General features: G+C 56.9%; 19 protein-coding genes, 3 tRNA genes and 2 pseudogenes. 12 read left to right on the plus strand and 12 right to left on the minus strand.

What is annotated here, in order from left to right; all coding sequences use genetic code 11:
• Positions 1-30: 30 nt before the first annotated feature.
• The 3 genes from K3819_RS16010 (at position 31) to K3819_RS16020 (ending at position 979) form a co-directional block, all read left to right on the plus strand.
• A complete protein-coding gene (locus K3819_RS16010; RefSeq protein WP_039768766.1) occupies positions 31-261 on the plus strand; it encodes a hypothetical protein in 231 nt (76 codons plus the stop codon).
• Positions 262-381: 120 nt separating this feature from the next.
• Positions 382-612: a hypothetical protein gene (locus tag K3819_RS16015; RefSeq protein WP_039768768.1), complete on the plus strand. Its 231-nt coding sequence runs from the start codon at positions 382-384 to the stop codon at positions 610-612.
• 82 nt (positions 613-694) lie between these two features.
• On the plus strand, positions 695-979 hold the full coding sequence (locus tag K3819_RS16020) for a hypothetical protein (RefSeq protein ID WP_085610429.1): 285 nt from the start codon (positions 695-697) through the stop codon (positions 977-979).
• A 125-nt stretch (positions 980-1104) separates the two neighbouring features.
• Here the strand turns inward: K3819_RS16020 and K3819_RS16025 are convergent, their stop codons facing one another.
• The 3 genes and pseudogenes from K3819_RS16025 to K3819_RS16035 form a co-directional block, all read right to left on the minus strand.
• Complete coding sequence (locus K3819_RS16025; RefSeq protein ID WP_221397446.1) at positions 1105-2154, minus strand: acyltransferase; 1050 nt, start codon at positions 2152-2154, stop codon at positions 1105-1107.
• 67 nt (positions 2155-2221) lie between these two features.
• Positions 2222-2623 (minus strand): hypothetical protein, encoded by a 402-nt coding sequence (locus K3819_RS29695; protein ID WP_085610431.1) that lies wholly within the window; start codon positions 2621-2623, stop codon positions 2222-2224.
• A pseudogene (locus K3819_RS16035) lies at positions 2623-3047 on the minus strand (cell wall hydrolase). The gene K3819_RS29695 and the pseudogene K3819_RS16035 overlap by 1 nt, the downstream one beginning before the upstream one ends.
• A 215-nt stretch (positions 3048-3262) precedes the next feature.
• Here K3819_RS16035 and K3819_RS16040 point away from each other — a divergent pair.
• Positions 3263-4213 carry an acyltransferase gene (locus K3819_RS16040; RefSeq protein WP_158090082.1) on the plus strand — a complete coding sequence of 317 codons (951 nt, stop codon included), beginning with the start codon at positions 3263-3265 and terminating at the stop codon, positions 4211-4213.
• A gap of 81 nt (positions 4214-4294) precedes the next feature.
• Here K3819_RS16040 and K3819_RS16045 read toward each other — a convergent pair whose 3' ends face one another.
• A complete protein-coding gene (locus K3819_RS16045; protein ID WP_143492853.1) occupies positions 4295-4432 on the minus strand; it encodes a tail fiber assembly protein in 138 nt (45 codons plus the stop codon).
• A 663-nt stretch (positions 4433-5095) separates the two neighbouring features.
• Here K3819_RS16045 and K3819_RS29470 point away from each other — a divergent pair.
• A pseudogene (locus tag K3819_RS29470) lies at positions 5096-5188 on the plus strand (integrase); the annotation flags it as partial.
• Positions 5189-5273: 85 nt separating this feature from the next.
• Here K3819_RS29470 and K3819_RS16050 read toward each other — a convergent pair.
• The 7 genes from K3819_RS16050 to K3819_RS16080 form a co-directional block, all read right to left on the minus strand.
• Positions 5274-5360, minus strand: a tRNA-Leu gene (locus K3819_RS16050).
• Between the two features lie 195 nt (positions 5361-5555).
• A tRNA-Cys gene (locus K3819_RS16055) sits at positions 5556-5629 on the minus strand.
• A gap of 46 nt (positions 5630-5675) precedes the next feature.
• Positions 5676-5751, minus strand: a tRNA-Gly gene (locus K3819_RS16060).
• Between the two features lie 60 nt (positions 5752-5811).
• The gene (pgsA, locus tag K3819_RS16065) at positions 5812-6372 is read right to left on the minus strand and encodes a CDP-diacylglycerol--glycerol-3-phosphate 3-phosphatidyltransferase (RefSeq protein WP_064596971.1); all 561 of its coding nucleotides are present in this window, start codon (positions 6370-6372) and stop codon (positions 5812-5814) included.
• Between the two features lie 32 nt (positions 6373-6404).
• Positions 6405-8228: an excinuclease ABC subunit UvrC gene (gene uvrC, locus K3819_RS16070; RefSeq protein WP_085610433.1), complete on the minus strand. Its 1824-nt coding sequence runs from the start codon at positions 8226-8228 to the stop codon at positions 6405-6407.
• Between the two features lie 2 nt (positions 8229-8230).
• Positions 8231-8872, minus strand: a complete 642-nt coding sequence (gene uvrY, locus K3819_RS16075) for a UvrY/SirA/GacA family response regulator transcription factor (protein WP_032829778.1) — start codon at positions 8870-8872, stop codon at positions 8231-8233.
• A gap of 127 nt (positions 8873-8999) precedes the next feature.
• Complete coding sequence (locus K3819_RS16080) at positions 9000-9443, minus strand: N-acetyltransferase (protein ID WP_085610434.1); 444 nt, start codon at positions 9441-9443, stop codon at positions 9000-9002.
• Positions 9444-10059: 616 nt separating this feature from the next.
• On the opposite strand from K3819_RS16080, the gene K3819_RS16085 reads away from it, so the two are divergent.
• Positions 10060-11136, plus strand: coding sequence for a 3-deoxy-7-phosphoheptulonate synthase (locus tag K3819_RS16085; RefSeq protein ID WP_085610435.1), 1077 nt, complete (start codon positions 10060-10062; stop codon positions 11134-11136).
• A 61-nt stretch (positions 11137-11197) separates the two neighbouring features.
• On the opposite strand, the gene K3819_RS16090 is transcribed toward K3819_RS16085, so the two are convergent.
• Positions 11198-12310, minus strand: a complete 1113-nt coding sequence (locus K3819_RS16090) for a hypothetical protein (protein WP_256575324.1) — start codon at positions 12308-12310, stop codon at positions 11198-11200.
• 340 nt (positions 12311-12650) lie between these two features.
• Here K3819_RS16090 and K3819_RS16095 point away from each other — a divergent pair, with 340 nt between their 5' ends.
• The 6 genes from K3819_RS16095 (at position 12651) to K3819_RS16120 (ending at position 19566) form a co-directional block, all read left to right on the plus strand.
• The gene (locus K3819_RS16095) at positions 12651-13514 is read left to right on the plus strand and encodes a triacylglycerol lipase (RefSeq protein WP_085610436.1); all 864 of its coding nucleotides are present in this window, start codon (positions 12651-12653) and stop codon (positions 13512-13514) included.
• A 96-nt stretch (positions 13515-13610) separates the two neighbouring features.
• Positions 13611-13892, plus strand: coding sequence for a peptidylprolyl isomerase (locus tag K3819_RS16100; protein WP_007952068.1), 282 nt, complete (start codon positions 13611-13613; stop codon positions 13890-13892).
• A 134-nt stretch (positions 13893-14026) separates the two neighbouring features.
• Entirely contained in the window at positions 14027-15895 is a 1869-nt protein-coding gene (locus K3819_RS16105; RefSeq protein ID WP_221397448.1) for an extracellular solute-binding protein, read from the plus strand.
• Positions 15895-16956: a microcin C ABC transporter permease YejB gene (locus tag K3819_RS16110; protein ID WP_007952064.1), complete on the plus strand. Its 1062-nt coding sequence runs from the start codon at positions 15895-15897 to the stop codon at positions 16954-16956. Before K3819_RS16105 ends, K3819_RS16110 begins: the two co-directional genes overlap by 1 nt.
• Entirely contained in the window at positions 16956-17978 is a 1023-nt protein-coding gene (locus tag K3819_RS16115) for an ABC transporter permease (protein WP_085610438.1), read from the plus strand. Before K3819_RS16110 ends, K3819_RS16115 begins: the two co-directional genes overlap by 1 nt.
• Positions 17979-17991: 13 nt before the next feature.
• Positions 17992-19566, plus strand: a complete 1575-nt coding sequence (locus tag K3819_RS16120; protein WP_221397449.1) for an ABC transporter ATP-binding protein — start codon at positions 17992-17994, stop codon at positions 19564-19566.
• Positions 19567-19582 lie beyond the last annotated feature (16 nt).

Consider the following 19582-nt stretch of genomic DNA (forward strand, 5'->3'; position numbering starts at 1 on the left):
GATCTGGTAGGAATCAGCTGCGGTGACGCCATGGAAGACATATTTGTCGTGAAGCGCTGCAACAAGATTGTCATCCACGGCCGGCGCGCCGGAGAAACGCTCCATGAGCCCGCCGAAGCCTTGGGCTGGTATCGCATCTGCGACACGCGAACCGGTGGTTTCATCGGCGATGGTTTCGACCGGGAAGAAGACGCCCGCAAGGAATGCCATCGGCTCAACACCGCCAGCTCGCAAGTGACCGCCCCCGAGTCGTCGGGCTGATAGCTGTCATTTACGGGTCTATACTCAAACCAGCTGAAGGAGCAGCGCCCCAACGGCAGAGAGCTCGCGCTTGGCGAGCTTTTTGCTGCTACCGAGCGGATTAATGAACGGAGGTGCTCCATGTCCGAAAAAGAGTCCATCACCACTCTGCTGACCTTGCTCGAGGCTCGGGAGGCGCGTCTCGCGGCAGCTTGCAAAGAGATCGCCGACTGGGTCGATCATCAAGGCGGACACCCGACCGCTCTGCGCATCCGCGACCGGCTGAACGATATCGACAAGGACACTCCCCTCATTCGCAGTACCTTGTCGTCGCTCAAACCCATTGATCGGCCACTACCACGCTTCAGATAGCTCGTCGATTCGCCTGGGGCATGAGAGAACGCCCTTGGTCGTGAGAGGTCAAAACCTTTACACGTCACCAAGGAGACGTCCCATGGTCATTCATTTCAAAGTCGACGGGCATCTGGCCTGTGGGCACAAGGGCAACAACCTCTCCTCCAGCAGCGAACTCAATCGAGTGAAGTGCCGTAGTTGCCGCAATACCGATGCGTACAAGGATGCGCGCAAAAATCAGCGCAATGAGGCGCGGCGCGCGGCTCGCCAATCCTGGGCCGCACACACGGCGTCCGACTGGCGTTCCGAGTGGATCGAGCGGTTGACGGCTATGGCCGGGCTTCAGCGTTTGCCTAGAGGATTTAGCGGGCAGGCGTTTGTTTGAGCACGAAAAAGGGCTTGCATGAGGTATGTCATGCAAGCCCTTGATATTCATGGTGCCCGAAGCTGGAATCGAACCGGCCAGCGGCATCAGCGTTCGTACTGGGCAACCTATCCAGTAGATCAGCGCTAACGGCTGCTTTCCAACACCTTTCCTGATGCTATTTCCGATCGGATTGGCACTAGGAAAATTTTTTGTAGCGGCCTTTCTAAAAACCTATAACTCAGCCAAGAGACTAACAAAGTTAACGAAAGAAAAAAAACAAAGTTAACCGCGTAACTACTTACTGGGGGCACCCACTCAAGAAAAGGCAAAAGAACGAAGTAATGAATCAGATACAGCGAGTATGAAACCTTTCCGACCCACCTTAAAGGGCGACACGAAAGTATTGCTGACAAATAATATCTATCCGAAACAGCAATAATAAACAGAAACAAGAACTGCACCATAACGATATAGCTTCGCCACGAATCAACTTCAAGCCCAATAAAAATCTTAGAAAACTTAGGAAACATGACCGGAACACTAATCAGAAGCAAAACTCCAACAACTGACTTTAACCTTGTTGAATTAGAAACTGGCTTACTGTTTGCAAAAATAGCAATGACCACACCAAATACAAAATAGTGGCACCTATTGAAAAAGTCATAACCATAGCTAAGGCCGCCAGCTACCAGCAGGCAGGTGATTGCTAAAAGAGAAGCTGCGATTACAGCACTCCCAGCTTTTGATGCTGCGAACCATATAGCAACGAAAGCTATGTAGAAAATAAATTCGATCTGAATGGTCCAAAGCACACCGTAGCCACGATCAATTAATGTGATTTGACCTAAGTACGCACTAAACGAGTCAATGTCTGACATTGCTATTTTTCCGGGAAATCCGGACCAAGACAAAAAAGAAGGAAGCGCGGCAATTATTATAAATAGTGGATAAACTCTTGCAACGCGCTTAAACGCATATTCCAACAGATTAGATCTAGTGAATTCCTGACCAAGATGAAGCTTGGCAATTAGAAATCCTGTGAGCATAAAGAACAGCATTACCCCAGCCTGCCCTCCACCCTCTCCTAAAACCCCTCCTAGCACGCCAGTCAAGTTACTATAATGACTAACGACCACTAAGAGGGCAGCGAAGCCTCTAAACCCATCAAGATTATTAATATGCTGCTGCTGCATCAAATTCACGCCAAAACAATTTTTCTCATTCTATCTGCAAAACCATCGAACACGAAGCTTTGGATAATTATTCAAAATGTGCAGGCGCCAGCGCTCTGATATAGGCCTGACAGGCCTGCAGGGCAATCAGCCCGCGATCGCCTTCGCCGGTGGTGGCGACAATTCGTTGAGCATGCGCTGGGTCAAGTTGGGCGCGTACGGCTGCATGATCCACGCCGCCGGTGACGACGGTTGCAGACACTGAACAGCCACCGGCTGAACCCGCATCGATGAGGACTGACAGCCGCTTGTCCTGCTCGGCCTGCTGCGCGGTGGTGGCGGCCATGGTCAGCTGATTGAGGGTTTCGGCGTGCAACCGGGCCTGCTCGGCCAACTGTTTGCCGTAGCGCCAGTCCCGGGACAGCCAAGCGCTGCCGGCGCCGATCAGCACCAGCACCACCGCGCATACGGTTTTCCACGGCGCCACCATCACGGAACGTCCTTGAAGAAGACGTGCCCGCCCAGCTTGAGGGTCTGTCGCGCCTTCGCGGCCCAAGCCGGCGACGTCTTCATGGCGAGCGCGTAGTAGTGCGTGGCACCGTTGGTGGGGTCCTGCACTTTCCCGTCGATCACCTGGTCGTCGGCAATCCGCGCCTGGGCCAATTCGCGGAAAGGGATCTGTCGCGCACCGCTAAGGAACAGAAAGTTCGGATCGTTCTTGTTCCAGCAGCTGAACCGGTACGGCTTCTGGCACACACCGGCGTAGCCCTCCCCCCACCACGAATTGTTTTTCCATCGAATACCCGATTACGGATCGTCCAAGCCACAGCCACCTGCCCGGCCGTTGATTCACCACGGGCTTCCCCCCACGGCGTGCGCGCGAGGACGTCTCGATCTTTTTCAGTTACAGGCATCATTTTCTCCAAGCGAAAAAAAGCCGCCGGACTGACGGTTGCTAAGCGCAAAAACACGCGATTTTTCATTCGAAATTAATTAATGTAGCGGGCCACACATTTCCCATATACAATTTCGCGCTTTATTAAACATACAATCTTATCTAAACGTATCCATGCGCTCGCCGAGTAAATACCCAAGAGAAGCTTACGGATCAACCTGGCATAAAATGACCATGAGTAGAACGGACTCGCCCACTTCGGAATACTTCCCTAACTTTGATATCCTACGATTACTTTTGGCACTAGAAGTGGTTGTAGCGCATCTATACTTATACTCAACTCCAAACACCGCTTGGACTGGCGTACTGATTATGGCGGTACCTGCTTTTCTTGCCATCAGTGGCGTTGTTGTGCTGAAAAGCTACAGCGATAGAGTATCGCTTAAGGATTTTGCAAAAAGGCGAGCACTAAGAATACTTCCAGCGCTAATAGCATCTTTGCTACTGACATTTGTCTTATTTGATTCGCAGGTCGCTTTAAACTCTATAACCACTTGGCTTTCAGGTGGGATTTATATTCCAGAAAAGGGCTACACGAACCAAGCTCTTTGGTCTCTCGCCTGGGAAGAGCTTGCGTATCTAACATTAGCAGGGCTATGGGCAATTGGTGCATACCAGAAGCCTAGATTTATTTGGCTAACGCTTGTTGCATCTGCTTTAACCGTACTGATATTGTCATCTACTGGATTTGGTTCGTTCCCCGTAACGCTCACCCTGCTAGCGCAGGCTTTTTTTGTAGGAAATCTGGCGTTTATATACAGAAAAAAACTACATATTGCTGGACGATTTGCGCCTTGGGCGTTCCTTGCGCTTACTCTTTTAATACCGCCCTTCCCATTGCGCCATTTACTTCATGCAGTGGCTGTGGTTTGGGTGGGGATCGCAGGTTTAAGAATTATCGCCTTTCGCATTCCAGACATAAGTTACGGCGTCTACATCTATCACGTACCGATATTATTATTTATTACTGAAAAATGCCGAATCACGGACATCCAAAGCGTAAGCTGGATATTAATGACTGTTCTTCTACCAACTTGCATAGCAAGCTGGTATCTCATTGAAAGACCTTTTATTCGCTACAAACGCAACAAAAAAGCTATTAGAACCGTCAATCCAGGTGCTTGAGATTTTGATGGTTAACTTAGCCTGTGACCGAATCCGCCAAGAGCGGATTCGGTCATGGTTGTTGCGTTGAGTCAGTCCGGCTTACACCCGGGCGATAGTGGTCTCGCCGTTGTAGGGTTCTGGCTGCTCCGGCCACGCTGGCGCTGATGGCCAGATCGGCTGACCGGTCACGCGGCCGAGAAAAACCCGGTACTTTTTCCATTCGGCCAACATCGCCACGCGAAGGGCTTTCTTCGACCTCCTCCGGCAAGGCGCAATCGCCGTCGATGGCGCCGTTGATTGCATCGACCCGACCTTGCAGTGCAGTTACCTGGGCAGTTGCCAGCCGGGTTCGCGCATAGAGGTCCGCCGTCATTTCTCGAAGCAGCCCCTGCTCAGCGATTGCATCGATTAGTGACTGCGGAATTCATCGACAAGGCTTTCGCCTTCGGCCAGATCGGCCTCGGTAAAGTCGTCGCCTACAGCCCGCCAGCCGTAGCTCGTGATTGCATATGGCATCATCGGTCCACCCCATAGCCAGAAATATCGATTGAAAGCGAACCACCTGAACCCGAATTGAAGTACCAGAGGTTCCCGGAGTCATCCAACGTCGTGCCACAGGACATTTTCCCGCCTGGTTCTGACCCGATCGTGGTTACGTTGAAATTGCCGGGGGGCGAGGCTTGCCACAGGGGTGCCGTTGTTGTTCATGTTCAAGCGAACGGTTTCCGTCACGTTGATCGGCACGATTGCCGAAGTGACGATAGTGGTCGGGGTAGTAGCCGTTCCGTTTGAAAGAACCCGGTATGGTGCTGCGATCAGGTTGTCTCGGTAGTTGAGAATTCCGTCGCTGCCCATGGCGAAGCCCAAACGCCGCCGTTTTTACCAGACCGGAATGCGCCGATGAATCGCCGCGACCAACTTGGGCATACTACTGTCGTGATGAGCGAGCAGTACATTCGGAATCGCAAGGGCAAAAGGGTCATGCCCACGAAGTTAATTGCGGACCACTGTCAAAATTGCGGACCGGAAACAAACAAGGGTTTGCATCAGCTTTCGCTCGCAAACCCTTGATTTTAGATGGTGCCCGAAGCCGGAATCGAACCGGCACGCCCTTACGAGCGGGGGATTTTAAGTCCCATGCGTCTACCAGTTTCGCCATTCGGGCGGCAGCGCGGTGTAGCTTTACTCTGATGACGATTCACAGTCCTGACAGGAACTGCACGTCGCCGGCAGAGGGGGAAATATATACATCACTTCCCGGTGAAGCAAGTTTGCAGTTGCCGTTTCAAAGACTAAATCTTTCCGTGCAATGCAAATAAAAAAGCTCCGTAAATCATGGATCTACGGAGCTTGTTTATAGTGGAGGCCGAGGTCGGAATCGAACCGGCGTAGGCGGATTTGCAATCCGCTGCATAACCATTTTGCTACTCGGCCTCAAAACATTTGCTGTCAGTAGCGCAACAACAAACGTTGTACAAATTGGAGCGGGAAACGAGACTCGAACTCGCGACCCCGACCTTGGCAAGGTCGTGCTCTACCAACTGAGCTATTCCCGCTTGGTGTGGCGCATTCTATAGATTCCAGATGCCCCGTCAACCCTTTGATTCAAAAAAGTTTTATTTCTTTTCTACATCAGTCTTCAGATGTGGCCAGGCTGCGCGAAGGTATTGAACCATCGACCACAGGGTCAGACCTGCAGAGATCATCAGCAACGCATAACCCATGAGAACCCAGAAACTGAAAGCCTTGGGGTTGGCCAGGAGAATCACCAGTGCCAGCATCTGCGCAGCAGTTTTCCATTTACCCAGATTGGATACGGCCACATGAGCCCGGGCACCGAGTTCGGCCATCCATTCACGCAACGCCGAGACCACGATCTCGCGACCGATAATGACAGCTGCCGGCAGCGTGAGCCAAAGGTTGCCATGCTCTTGCACCAGCAAGACCAGTGCGACGGCGACCATGAGCTTATCGGCTACCGGATCGAGAAACGCACCAAAAGGCGTGCTTTGTTCCAGGCGTCGCGCGAGGTAGCCGTCCAGCCAGTCCGTCGCTGCCGCAAAGGCGAATACCGAACTTGAGGCCAGATAGCTCCATTGGTAGGGCAGATAGAACAGCAGAATGAAGATCGGAATGAGCAGGACGCGGAGAACGGTAATCAGATTAGGGATATTCATCGGCACAACTGGCTACGAGGTGAATGGGCATTCTACTCACTATGCAGGTTTGCATAAATCGACTCTGCTAGCTTTTTGCTGATCCCCGGTGCTTTGGCGATCTCTTCGATGCTTGCACGAGACAGCTCCTGCAATCCACCAAAATGTTTCAACAAGTCCCGCCGCCGGGTCGGCCCTACGCCAGCAACGCCTTCCAACGTTGACGTGCGGCGGGTCTTGCCGCGCCGTGCACGGTGGCCGGTGATCGCAAAGCGGTGGGCCTCGTCACGGATTTGCTGGATCAGGTGCAGCGCCGGCGAATCGCCACGCAAGGTGAATTCGTTTGCCGCATCATTCAGATACAAAGTCTCGAAGCCCGCCTTGCGCGTGGCACCCTTCGCGACCCCCAGCAAGATCAGATCCGGAACAGCCAGTTCGTTGAGCACGTCACGCGCCATCGACAACTGCCCCTTGCCGCCGTCCACCAACAGGATGTCCGGTAACTTGCCCTCGCCTTCCTTCAGCTTGCTGAAGCGTCGGGTCAGGGCCTGATGCATGGCGGCGTAATCGTCGCCAGCGGTCACACCTTCGATGTTGTAGCGGCGATAATCCGACTTGATCGCCCCTTCCGGCCCGAACACCACGCAGGAAGCGACCGTGGCTTCACCGCTGGAGTGGCTGATGTCATAGCATTCCAGCCGTTGCGGCGGCTCGTCGAGGTTCAACACTTCTGCCAACGCTTCGAAACGTGCGGCAACGTGTTGACGGTTGGCCAACCTTGCGCCAAGCGCCTGCTCGGCATTGGTCACGGCCAGCTGCTGCCAACGAGCCCGCGTTCCCCGGACCCGATGACTGATGGTCAACTCACGTCCGCGGAGTGTGTGAATAGCCTCGATCAACGCAGGAAAGTCTTCGTGAACGACATTGACGATCAACTCGCTCGGCAAGTCGCGCTCCGGGCTGCTGATGAAGTATTGCCCCAGAAACGCAGCCATGACTTCGGCTACGTCTTCTTCGATCCCGACCTGGGGGAAGAAATTCTTGCTGCCAAGCACCCGCCCTCCCCGCACGCTGATCAGGTGGACACAAGCACCGCCCGGATTGACGAACGCGGCGATCACATCGATATCACCCGTTCCGCCTTCCATGCTCTGCTGATCCTGCACTCGACGCAGCAAGGCAATCTGGTCGCGCAGTTCGGCGGCGCGCTCAAATTCGAGGTTAACCGCAGCCTCTTCCATCGCCGTCGACAGCTCATTGGTCAACGCATGGCTTCGCCCTTCGAGGAACATCACCGAGTGACGTACGTCCTCGGCGTAAACCTCAGGCTCGACCAGCCCGACGCAGGGTGCCTTGCAACGTTTGATCTGATATTGCAGGCACGGTCGGGTCCGGTTCTTGTAATAGCTGTCCTCGCACTGACGCACGAAGAACGTCTTCTGCAGAAGGCTGAGACTTTCGCGAATCGCGCCGGCGCTCGGGTAGGGACCAAAATATTTACCCTTCGCCTTTTTCGCCCCGCGATGAATGCTCAGGCGTGGGAATTGCCCGTCAGACAAAAAGACATAGGGATAGGATTTGTCATCGCGCAACAGGATGTTGTACGGCGGCCTCCACTCCTTGATCAGAGTCTGCTCAAGCAGCAACGCCTCTGTCTCGTTGGAAGTAATGGTGGTTTCGACTTGGGCGATACGCCCGACCAGTGCCGCCGTTTTCGGCGCCAGGCCCGTCTTGCGAAAGTAACTGGCCAGGCGTTTCTTCAGGTTCTTGGCTTTGCCTACGTACAACAGACGCGCGTCGCTGTCGAACATGCGATACACGCCGGGGCGCCCGCTGACGGTCGATAAAAAAGCGCCCGAATCGAATGTCTCAGTCATGGTCAGAGGCTGGCATCAACCATGCCGTGACGAACCGCCAACAGCGTCAGTTCGACATCGCTGCTGATCGAGAGCTTTTCGAAAATGCGGTAGCGATAGGTATTCACGGTTTTCGGCGACAAACACAATTTGTCGGAAATGATCTGAACCTTCTGGCAGCCGACAATCATCAGCGCAATCTGGATTTCCCGTTCCGACAACGCATCGAACGGTGAATCATTGGTCGGCTGAAAGGATTTGATTGCCAGTTGCTGGGCAATCTGCGGGCTGATATAGCGCTGGCCGGCGAACACCAGGCGAATGGCCTGAACCATTTCCGGCAATCCGGCGCCCTTGGTCAGATACCCCGCCGCACCGGCCTGCAACAAACGTGTAGGAAACGGATCTTCCTCACACACGGTGACTGCAACCACTTTGATGTCGGGATGGCTGCGCAACAGTTTGCGCGTAGCTTCGAGGCCGCCGATGCCCGGCATCTTGACGTCCATCAGCACCACGTCGGGCTTCAACTCACGAGCCTTGATGAGGGATTCTTCCCCGGACTCGGCCTGGCCCACCACCTGCAGGCCATCGATGTCGGCCAGCATACGTGTAATGCCTGTACGAACGAGATCATGGTCGTCGACCACTAGCACCCTAATCAAGCAGACACCTCGCGATATGGTCTTATTGGGATGCCGGACACCTTAGCAAAAAGTGCGGGGCAGACCTAGCAGCAAGCGACATATAAAAAGTTTCAATTCTTCATCGAGGGCTTGCCAGACGTGCGTTTCAGAGCACAGGTGTACTCACGTCAAGCTGCATTCGCAGGAAACACTCATCCTCACCCTGCACCAACATTCCTTTTTTTCGATACAGGTTTTGCGCCGGATTGTTTTTGAACACCGTCAGGCGCAACGCCGGGCGACACTCCAGCCGCGCCATCGCAACAACCTGATCGATCGCCCAGGATCCTGCGCCCTGGCCTTGAGCGCTCTCGACGATCTGCAATTCGCGGATGTACAGGGCCCGAGCATCACGGCTCAGACTGAAATACCCCGTCAACTCGCCTTCCTGAAGGATCAACCAGTTGTCGCGCCCGGCCCAGGCGACATCGAACGCCTCGTCCTGCCACAGCAAGTCATAGTGAATGTAGTAGCGGAGCATGTTTCGGCAAGTCAGCTCTCGCACAAACGACAGGTCGGCGGCCGTTGCCTGGCGCAATTCAAAACTCATTCCTGCCTCGATACGCGTCAAAAGCAGAGTGTGGCACACCCAGGCGAGCGCTCAACCCATAAAGTCCTTCTTGCTACTCCAATAGCATTTTCTGATTGCTGACGCGCAGCAGCCTCTAGTAAGCTCGGCGCATTCATCGGAGACAGCTCATGTTCAACGCCCTTTCACAGCTTCATACCACCAGCGCCTCGCGCTCGGTTGCGGCTGCCCGGGTGAACGGTGCCTCGGCTCCAGCAAGCTTTTATTTTGGGTATTGGTTTAGCCACTGGCGCGCCTGATACCCAACCGGCGCCCATTTGAACGGGTCGCCTACCAGAGATTTCTCAACCCCCGGTCGGCCTCCCGACCGGGGGTTTTGTTTTTTCAGGCCCGAACTTTTTTCAGCAACACACCAGACACTTTGAGGATTCAACCAATGAACTACGCCACTTATTACCGTTACGACAGTTTTTCCGCCTGGCGATTTACCAGCCTCCGCTCGGGACAACCTGCCGCCTCCGATCGGTCACCCACAGGTGGCAAGCCAACACACGTAGCCAATCCGGCCAATTGTCGAACACCCCAGTAGGGCCGATTAAGCGGGAAGCCCCCGCCGTCCGCCCAGGAATTACCGAATATGAACTCGTCCGTTTCTGCTCTGCCACTGTCCACGCTGAACTCTGCCAACGAAGCACTGACCCTGCGTCTGCCAAGTTCGCTGCAACTCAAGCAGCAATTGCCGCTCAGCAATGCCCTGAACAATCAAGTCGTTGCCCACCGCCAGGCGGTCCGAGCGATTCTCAATGGTGAAGACCAACGCCTTTTGGTGATCGTTGGCCCTTGCTCGATACACGACCCCGAATCCGCACTTGAATACGCCGAAAAGCTCGCACAACTGGCCAGCGAAGTCCGTCAGGACATGTTGCTTGTCATGCGCGCCTACGTTGAAAAGCCTCGCACCACCGTTGGCTGGAAAGGCCTGGCATACGATCCTCATCTCGACGGTAGCGACGACATGGCTGCGGGCCTGACGCTATCGCGCGAACTGATGCTGGAAATGATCCGCCTAGGACTGCCGGTCGCCACTGAACTGCTACAACCCATGGCCGCCGGATACTTCGACGACTTGCTGAGCTGGGTCGCCATCGGCGCCCGCACCACTGAATCACAGATCCATCGTGAAATGGCCAGCGGGCTTGGCATGCCGGTCGGCTTCAAGAATGGAACCGATGGTGGTGTCGCCATTGCCGTCGATGCGATGCGTTCGGCAGCTCATCCCCACCGCCATTTCGGCGTGGACAGCCAGGGCCATCCGGCAATCATCCCGACTTTGGGCAACCCGGATACGCATCTGGTGTTGCGGGGTGGACATCAGGGGCCGAACTACGACCGTGAAAGCGTTTCCAGGATCAACAGCGAATTGAGCCGACTAAAAATTCCGAGCCGGATAATGGTCGACTGTAGCCACGCAAACAGCGGCAAGGACCCGCTTCGTCAGCCTGAAGTGTTCAATCATGTAGTGGAACAGCGTTTGCAGGGCGACCGCTCGCTGATCGGCATGATGCTTGAATCGCACCTGTTCGAAGGATGCCAGCCCTTGAGCGAGTCGCTTCGCTACGGGGTTTCGGTAACCGATGGCTGCCTCGGGTTCGATGCTACGAGGCAATTGCTGCTGGACGCCGCCCACCGTATGCGCAAACAGACTTCGGTCTGATGATGAGCACCGCCCTCCGCCGAATTTCAAGCGGAGGGCGGGCTACGTTCGCAACGCTAGATCAAGCCTGTACGCGAACCAGAGTCACCGCAGACTCCTGACTGACATCATCCAGCCGTTCGACCGAGTAGGACAGTCGCACAACAGTGTTCACATGCTCTCGCCAGAACCGGTAAGGCACGATGAAAACCAACGGCTGCATGGCCATCCCCCCGATGATTTCGCGGTCGTCCCGGTGGAAGAACGACTCGCCGTCACACTTGAGATAAACCAGCTCACCCTCCTCTACCTGCGCATCACTTATCATCACGCTGACGCCATCGGTGGCGTCATGCATATCAAGCACGCCGTCTTCCGCTTCAAGCACTCGGGGTGCCGGTAGCTCATCTCGTGCCAATGGGCCAATGCTGATCCGCGTAGCGCCTGACTCGCGAATGGCTCCGCTTTTCTGCTCTACACGGTAGTGAACCAACACCTCGCCGCCCAAATGCGGAGCGATGAATTCGGGCGCGACTCCGAACACCAAGGGCTGACCGACAGCAAAGAACTCAACTATAAGAATGTCTCGAAATGATGCCTCCGGCGAGGGCCCCTGCCAGATCAACTCTACCCGGTCGCCTGCACTCATTCCGGCATAGGGTTGAAGGATGGCAGTCGTTCCGTCGGGTACGCGAGCCGGATCGAGACTGCCCCCGACGGCATCCTCCACGAGGACCGGTAGCAGACTGTAGCGGACGTCTCCGACGTCCAGCAGCGTACGCATTGAAGAACCAGGCGCCGATCTCGTGACGCTGTTCAATGTCCAGAACACCTCCAGCGTGCCCCCGTCCAATGCTGCGATGTGAACGTCCCGCACGATCAGAACGACATCCTTGCCCAGCTGACTTTCACTGACGGATCTCGCAATGTCGTGCCGATACGGCAGGCCTTCTGTATCGAAACCATGCCAGCTCAACACGACCCTGTCACCGCATGCCATTCCAGACCAGGGCGCAATCCGCACGACAACCTTGCTCAATGACGGATCAACGACAGCGCCGACAATCGAATCCAGTGTGGGCGCTGGCAACGGCAAAGCCCCTGCGCCCTCCCGACAGGGTCCGAACGACTGAACGCTGCCACCCTCCATCCCTTTGTCCTTTTCTTGCAAGACCGCTCCTTGTAAATCATTCATCAGTTGCCTCTCCATTCCCTGGAAATGACACGTCGCCTGAGCTCTGCGTCGAAGAGCCTCCATTTAAACCGCTTCACCACCGATCGGATGTCAGCTCCTTACTGTTCGAGCCATGACCAAACGCACTAAAGGAAGTAGGCAAAAAAGGGAAAAGTACTTTCGATGAGGCGGGAGCTGTCTGAATGTTCCGAAGCGGAGTTCATGCAGCAGTGAAAATTCATACACGCATTGATCCAGTTTCCAACGCATGACGGCGATTCTTCAGGCATCCCCAGCCTCACGACTGTTTTAGAGTGGCAAGCAGAAAACATCGACGATCATCTGCGATCAAGGACGAAAAATGCTACTAAATGCGACAACCAATCATCCTATTCTTTTGGTGCATGGCCTGTTCGGATTCGAGCGCATTGGCCCGTTCGAACTTTTCCACGACGTAAAACAGGCGCTCAAGGCTGCTGGCGCGCAGGTGTTTGTGCCCCATCTGTCGGTCATCCATGACAATGAAATACGTGGGGAGCAACTGCTCTCGCAAATCAACGCAGTGTTAAGGGGCACAGGCGCGGCCAAAGTCAACCTGATCGGCCACAGTCAAGGCGCACTCACGGCACGCTATGCTGCAGCGCTAGCCCCACACAACGTTGCGTCTGTTACGTCAGTCAGCGGGCCAAACCATGGCTCGGAACTGGCGGACTTCCTGCGCAAGGCGTTGATACCTGGAAGACTTCCGGAGGTCGTGGCACAGAATGTAGCGACCCGGTTTGCCGATTTTCTGTCACTGCTCAGCGGGCAAAAGGCATTGCCGCACAGCGCACTGGCTGCGCTGGGTGCCTTGACAACGGAGGGGGTCGGCAACTTCAACGACAAATACCCGCAGGGTCTGCCCGAGGTCTGGGGCGGTCACGGTGCAGAATGGGTGAATGGCGTTCGCTATTTTTCATGGAGCGGCGTCGTACCCGAAGAGCCGTCGCTCGACCCTGTCCAGGGCATCTGCTGCGCCCTCTCGGAATACTTCATTACAGAACTCGCCCAGAACGACGGACTTGTCGGTCGCTTCAGCTCTCACCTGGGCACCGTGATCCGCTCCGACTACTCCCTCGATCACCTGCATACTCTGCGGCGGGCAAGCGGACACCACGCCATGGCTAACGACTCGATACGTCTCTATGTCGAGCACGCCTTGCGCCTTCAAGCCGCTGATCTATAGATGTCTCATCAGACCAGCGAACGGAACTTTGCCGAGAAATCGGCCACTGAATCCGGTAGGCTCCACCCTTTATCGATTTGATTGGAGAATTTCCCCATGGCTAAAGCCACTGCCCGCCACATCCTGGTTTCCAGCGAAGCCAAGTGCAACGAACTCAAGGCCCAGATCGAAGGTGGCGCTGATTTCGCCGAAGTGGCCAAGGCCAACTCCACCTGCCCGTCCAGCCGTCAGGGCGGCGACCTGGGTTCGTTCGGTCCTGGCCAGATGGTCAAGGAATTCGACACCGTGGTATTCAGCGCACCGATCAACGTCGTGCAAGGCCCGGTGAAGACCCAGTTTGGCTATCACCTGCTGGAAGTCACCAGCCGTCAGGACTGATTTCAGCCCGACCTGCTGTGCAACGGCCCGCCTGATGGCGGGCCGTTTTGTTTTGGTTACACCGCACCGCTGGCGAACGGCGCGCCGCTCGCGTACAAATTGCGCTTATCGATTACCCGGCTTTAAGGCTGACAATGCGACTGGCTTTCCCGACATTGATGTTCACTGCCCTAACCCTGCTGCTTGGGATCACTGGTGTGGACGCCGCACCGCAGCATGCGATGACCGTCTATGGCGAACCGGCAAAGTACCCGCCCGGCTTCAGTCACTTCGATTACACCAACGCCCAGGCGCCAAAAGGCGGGACAATGCGCCGCTCGGCCATCGAGATCGGCCACTTCGATCATGTGCTGCCGTATATCGACAAAGGCATCGGCGTCAGCCAGATCGACGGCCTGCTGTATTCCCCGCTGGCCCAGCGTTCGCTCGACGAGCCCTACACCGTATACGGCCTCGTGGCGCAGAAAATGGAGCGCTCGGATGACGGCCTGTCCCTGCGCTTCTTTATCAATCCCAAAGCCCGCTTCGCCGATGGCAAGCCGATCACCGCCGAAGACGTGCGCTACACGTATGATTTGCTGATGACCCAGGGCAGCCTGCGTTATCGCACCCAGTTCGCCGACGTCAAAGGCGTGGAAGTGGAAGCCCCGTTGACCGTGCGTTTCGATTTCAAGAGCAACGAAAACCGTACCCTGCCACTCGACATCGCGACCCTGCCGGTATTTCCCGAACACTGGTGGAAAACCCGTGATTTCGCCGGCGGTGGCGGCTATGAACCGCCGCTGGGCAGCGGCCCGTATCGGGTCGGCAAAGTCGATTCCGGGCGCAGCATTACCTTCGAACGCAACCCGGACTGGTGGGGCAAGGACCTGCCGGTCAGCCGTGGCCTGTACAACTTCGATCATTTCAGCATCGAGTACTTCGGCGACACCGACGTCGCCCGCCAGGTCTTGCGCGGTGGCGCCTATGACTACAACCGTGAATTCTCCGCCACCGGCTACTCCATCGGTTACGACAGTCCGGCCCTGAGCGACGGTCGCCTGCAAAAGGCTCATCTGGCCACCGAGGCACCGCAGTCGGCCCAAGGTTTCGTGTTTAACCTGCAAAAGCCGATGTTCCAGGATCGCCGCGTTCGACAGGCCCTGGCCATGCTCTGGGATTTCGAATGGAGCAACCGGCAGATGATGCGCAACATGTACATTCGCCAGCAGAGTTACTTCTCCAACACCGACCTGGCCGCGCGCCAGCTGCCGGATGCCGCCGAGCTGAAGATTCTGGAACCCTTGCGCGGACAGATTCCCGACGAGGTGTTCACCCAGGTCTTCGAAGCGCCGAAAACCGACGGCAGCGGCCTTATCCGCGACAAACAACTGCAAGCGTTGGAGCTGCTGGAACAGGCCGGCTGGAAACCCGATGGCGACCAGTTGGTCAACGACCGTGGCGAGCCGTTGAGCTTCACTTTCCTGGTCAGCCAGAACGGCATGGACCGTCTGCTGCTGCCGTACAAGCGCACACTTAAACAGATCGGCATCAACCTCGACATCCGTCGCATCGACTCCTCGCAATACGTCAACCGTCTGATGAGCCGCGACTACGACATGATTGTCACTGGTTACCCGGTCACCACCTCCCCCGGCGGCGAACTGTTGAACTACTTCGGTTCGGCATCGGCCAACGACCCCGGTGCCAACAATTACATGGTGCTGAAGAACCCGGCGGTCGACACCTTGATCAACGGCCTGATCCGCGCTTCGACCCAGGCCGATATGCTGCGTTACGCCCATGCACTGGATCGGGTTCTGCAATGGAACTACTACTGGATTCCCAACTACTACCCGCCGGGCACGTCCACCGTGTGGTGGAACCGTTTCGGCATTCCCACCGTGCAGGCGAGCAATGACGAAGCGATCGAGAGCTGGTGGGAAATCAGCAGCACGCCGCTGACCAACCAGCAGATGACGGCCGAGAAAATCAGCCGTGGCAGACCCGGAGGGCCGCACTGATGTGGGCTTACATACTGCGGCGCCTGCTGCTGATCATTCCGACGCTGGTGATCATTCTGCTGGTCAATTTCGTGATCATCCAGGCCGCGCCAGGTGGTCCGGTTGAACAAGCCATCGCCCACTTGCAAGGCATTGGCGGCGCCAGCGTCGGTGGCGGGGCGAGCGAGACCATGAGCGGCACGTCCCGCGCCAGTCGCGGCCTCGATCCGCAGCTGATCAAGGACATCGAAAAACAGTACGGCTTCGACAAACCGGCCCATGAACGCCTGTGGCTGATGCTCAAGAACTACGCGCAGCTGGATTTCGGCAAAAGCTTCTTCCGCGGCGCCACGGTCACCGACCTGATCCTGCAGAAAATGCCGGTGACCATTTCCCTCGGCCTGTGGGCGACGCTGATCACCTATCTGGTGTCGATCCCGCTGGGCATCCGCAAAGCCGTGCACCACGGCAGCCATTTCGATATCTGGAGCAGCACGGCGATCATCATCGGCTACGCCATGCCGGCATTCCTGTTCGCGATGTTCCTGATCGTGGTGTTCGCCGGCGGCACCTCACTGAACTGGTTCCCGGTGCGCGGCTTGGTGTCCGACAACTTCGAATCCCTGTCGACGCTGGGCAAAATCACCGACTACTTCTGGCACCTGGTGTTGCCGGTCACGGCGCTGGTGATCGGCGGTTTCGCCACCCTGACCATTCTCACCAAGAACTCGTTCCTCAATGAAATCACCCGGCAATACGTGGTCACCGCGCGCGCCAAAGGCCTGAGCGAAAACCGGGTGCTCTATGGGCATGTCTTCCGCAACGCGATGCTGCTGGTGGTGTCGGGTATTCCCCAGGCGTTCATCAGCGTGTTCTTCGCCGGTTCGTTGCTGATCGAAGTGATCTTCTCCCTCGACGGCTTGGGGCGCATGAGTTACGAAGCGGCGGTGTCCCGTGATTATCCGGTGGTGTTCGGCTCGCTGTTCATCTTCACCCTGTTCGGCCTGCTGATAAAACTGATCGGCGACCTGTGCTACACGCTGGTCGACCCGCGCATCGACTTCGCCGCGAGGAATGCCTGATGTTCAAGCTCTCGCCTCTGGGCCGTCGCCGTTTCGAACGCTTCAAGAAAAATCGCCGGGGCTGGTGGTCGCTGTGGTTGTTCATCGGGCTGTTCCTGCTCAGTCTCGGCGGCGAACTGATCGCCAACGACAAGCCGCTGATCGTCAGTTATCAAGGGCAATGGTATTTCCCGGTATTCAAGCGCCACACCGAGCAGGAGTTCGGCGGACAACTGCCGTTCCAGGCCGATTACCGCAGCGATTACGTGCAGAAGCTGATCCGCAAGGACGGTGGCTGGCTGCTGTTTCCGCCGATTCCGTTCAGTGACGACACCCCGAACTACGACCTCAACAAACCGGCACCGAGCCCGCCGACTTCGGTCAACTGGCTGGGTACCGACGATCAGGCGCGGGACGTCCTGGCCCGGGTGATCTTCGGCGCGCGGGTGTCGATCCTGTTCGCCCTGATGCTGACGTTTGTCAGCGCCCTGATCGGCATCGCGGCCGGCGCCCTGCAGGGCTATTACGGGGGCTGGGTCGATCTGCTCGGCCAGCGTTTGCTGGAGGTCTGGTCGGGCTTGCCGGTGCTTTACCTGCTGATCATCCTTTCGGGATTCGTCGAGCCGAACTTCTGGTGGCTGCTGGGGATCATGGCGCTGTTTTCCTGGCTGGCGCTGGTGGACGTGGTCCGCGCCGAGTTTCTGCGCGGGCGCAACCTCGAGTACGTCAAGGCTGCCCGGGCCCTGGGTTTGAGCGATCGCAAAGTGATTGTCCGGCACATCCTGCCCAACGCAATGAACGCGACCCTGAGCTACCTGCCGTTCATTCTGACCGGGGCGATTTCGACCCTGACCGCGCTGGACTTCCTCGGCTTCGGCATGCCTGCCGGCAGCGCGTCTCTGGGTGAGTTGATCGGTCAGGGCAAGCAGAACCTGCAGGCGCCGTGGCTCGGGTTGACCGCGTTTTTCACCCTGGCGCTGATTCTTTCCCTGTTGGTATTCATCGGCGAAGCGTTGCGCGATGCCTTTGACCCGCGCTCATGAACGGACCCTTGATATGACTGACAACCTGATCGAAATCCGTGATCTCAGCGTCGCCTTCCATGGCCAGACCGTGGTGCGCAACCTGTGTCTGGACATCCGCCCCGGCGAGTGCCTGGCACTGGTCGGCGAGTCGGGCTCGGGCAAGTCTGTGACGGCTCATTCGATCCTGCAATTGCTCCCTGAATGCGATGCCCGGACTACCGGCAGCATCCGTTATCGTGGGCAGGAACTGGTCGGCGCCGACCCAAAGACCCTGCGCGACCTGCGGGGCAACCGCATCGCCATGATTTTCCAGGAGCCGATGACCTCGCTCAATCCGTTGCACACGATTGAAAAGCAGATTGGCGAGACCCTGTTGCTGCACCGTGGCCTCGGCGGCAAAGAGGCTCAGGCACGGATCCTCGAACTGCTGGAACTGGTGGGCATCCAGAAACCGAAAGAACGGCTGAAGGCTTATCCGCATCAACTGTCCGGTGGCCAGCGCCAACGGGTGATGATCGCGATGGCCCTGGCCTGCGAGCCCGAACTGCTGATCGCCGACGAACCGACCACAGCCCTCGATGTGACCGTACAGCGCAAGATCCTGTTGCTGCTCAAGTCCCTGCAACGGCGCCTGGGCATGTCACTGCTGCTGATCAGCCACGACCTCAATCTGGTGCGCAGCATCGCCCAACGGGTGTGCGTGATGAAGGCCGGGGAAATCGTCGAGCAGGCGCCGTGCGAAACCCTGTTCACCGAACCGAAACACCCTTACAGCTGCGTGTTGCTCAACGCCGAACCGGAAGGCGAAGCGCTCCCGCGGGACGAACGCGAAAACGTGCTCGAAGTCGATGACCTGCAGGTGGATTTCACGGTCGGCGGCGGGTTGTTCCAGCGCAAGCAATACCTGCGCGCGGTGGACGGCATCAGCCTGAACATCCAGCGTGGCAAGACGCTGGGCATCGTCGGCGAGTCCGGTTCGGGCAAGTCGACCCTCGGTCAGGCGATCCTGCGGCTGCTGGACTCCAAGGGCAACATTCGCTTCCAGGGCACGGCACTCGACGGTCTCGACCAGAAGCAGATGCGACCGTGGCGCCGGCAGATGCAGGTGGTGTTTCAGGATCCGTTCGGCAGCCTCAGCCCGCGCATGTCGGTGGCACAGATCATCAGCGAAGGGCTGGAAGTGCATTGCCAGTCCACCGCCGACGAGTGCGACGATCAGGTGATCCGCGTGCTCAAGGAAGTGGGCCTCGACCCCGAAAGCCGCCATCGCTATCCCCATGAGTTCTCCGGTGGCCAGCGTCAGCGCATTGCCATCGCCCGGGCGCTGGTGCTCAAACCAGCGCTGATCCTGCTCGACGAGCCGACGTCGGCACTGGATCGTACCGTGCAGAAACAGGTGGTCGCCCTGCTCCGCCAGCTTCAGGAAAAACACGGCCTGACCTATTTGTTCATCAGTCATGACCTGGCTGTGGTGCGGGCGCTGGCCCACGACATGATCGTGATCAAGGACGGCAAAGTGGTCGAAAGCGGCGCCAGCCATGACGTGTTCGACTCACCGCAGCATCCCTATACCAAAGAGCTGTTGGCGGCGGCGCATCCGGGATAGGCATAATCGCGCCACC

The organism is Pseudomonas sp. 3-2 (assembly GCF_019710535.1).
In the GTDB taxonomy this organism is placed as follows: Bacteria; Pseudomonadota; Gammaproteobacteria; order Pseudomonadales; family Pseudomonadaceae; genus Aquipseudomonas; species Aquipseudomonas pharyngis.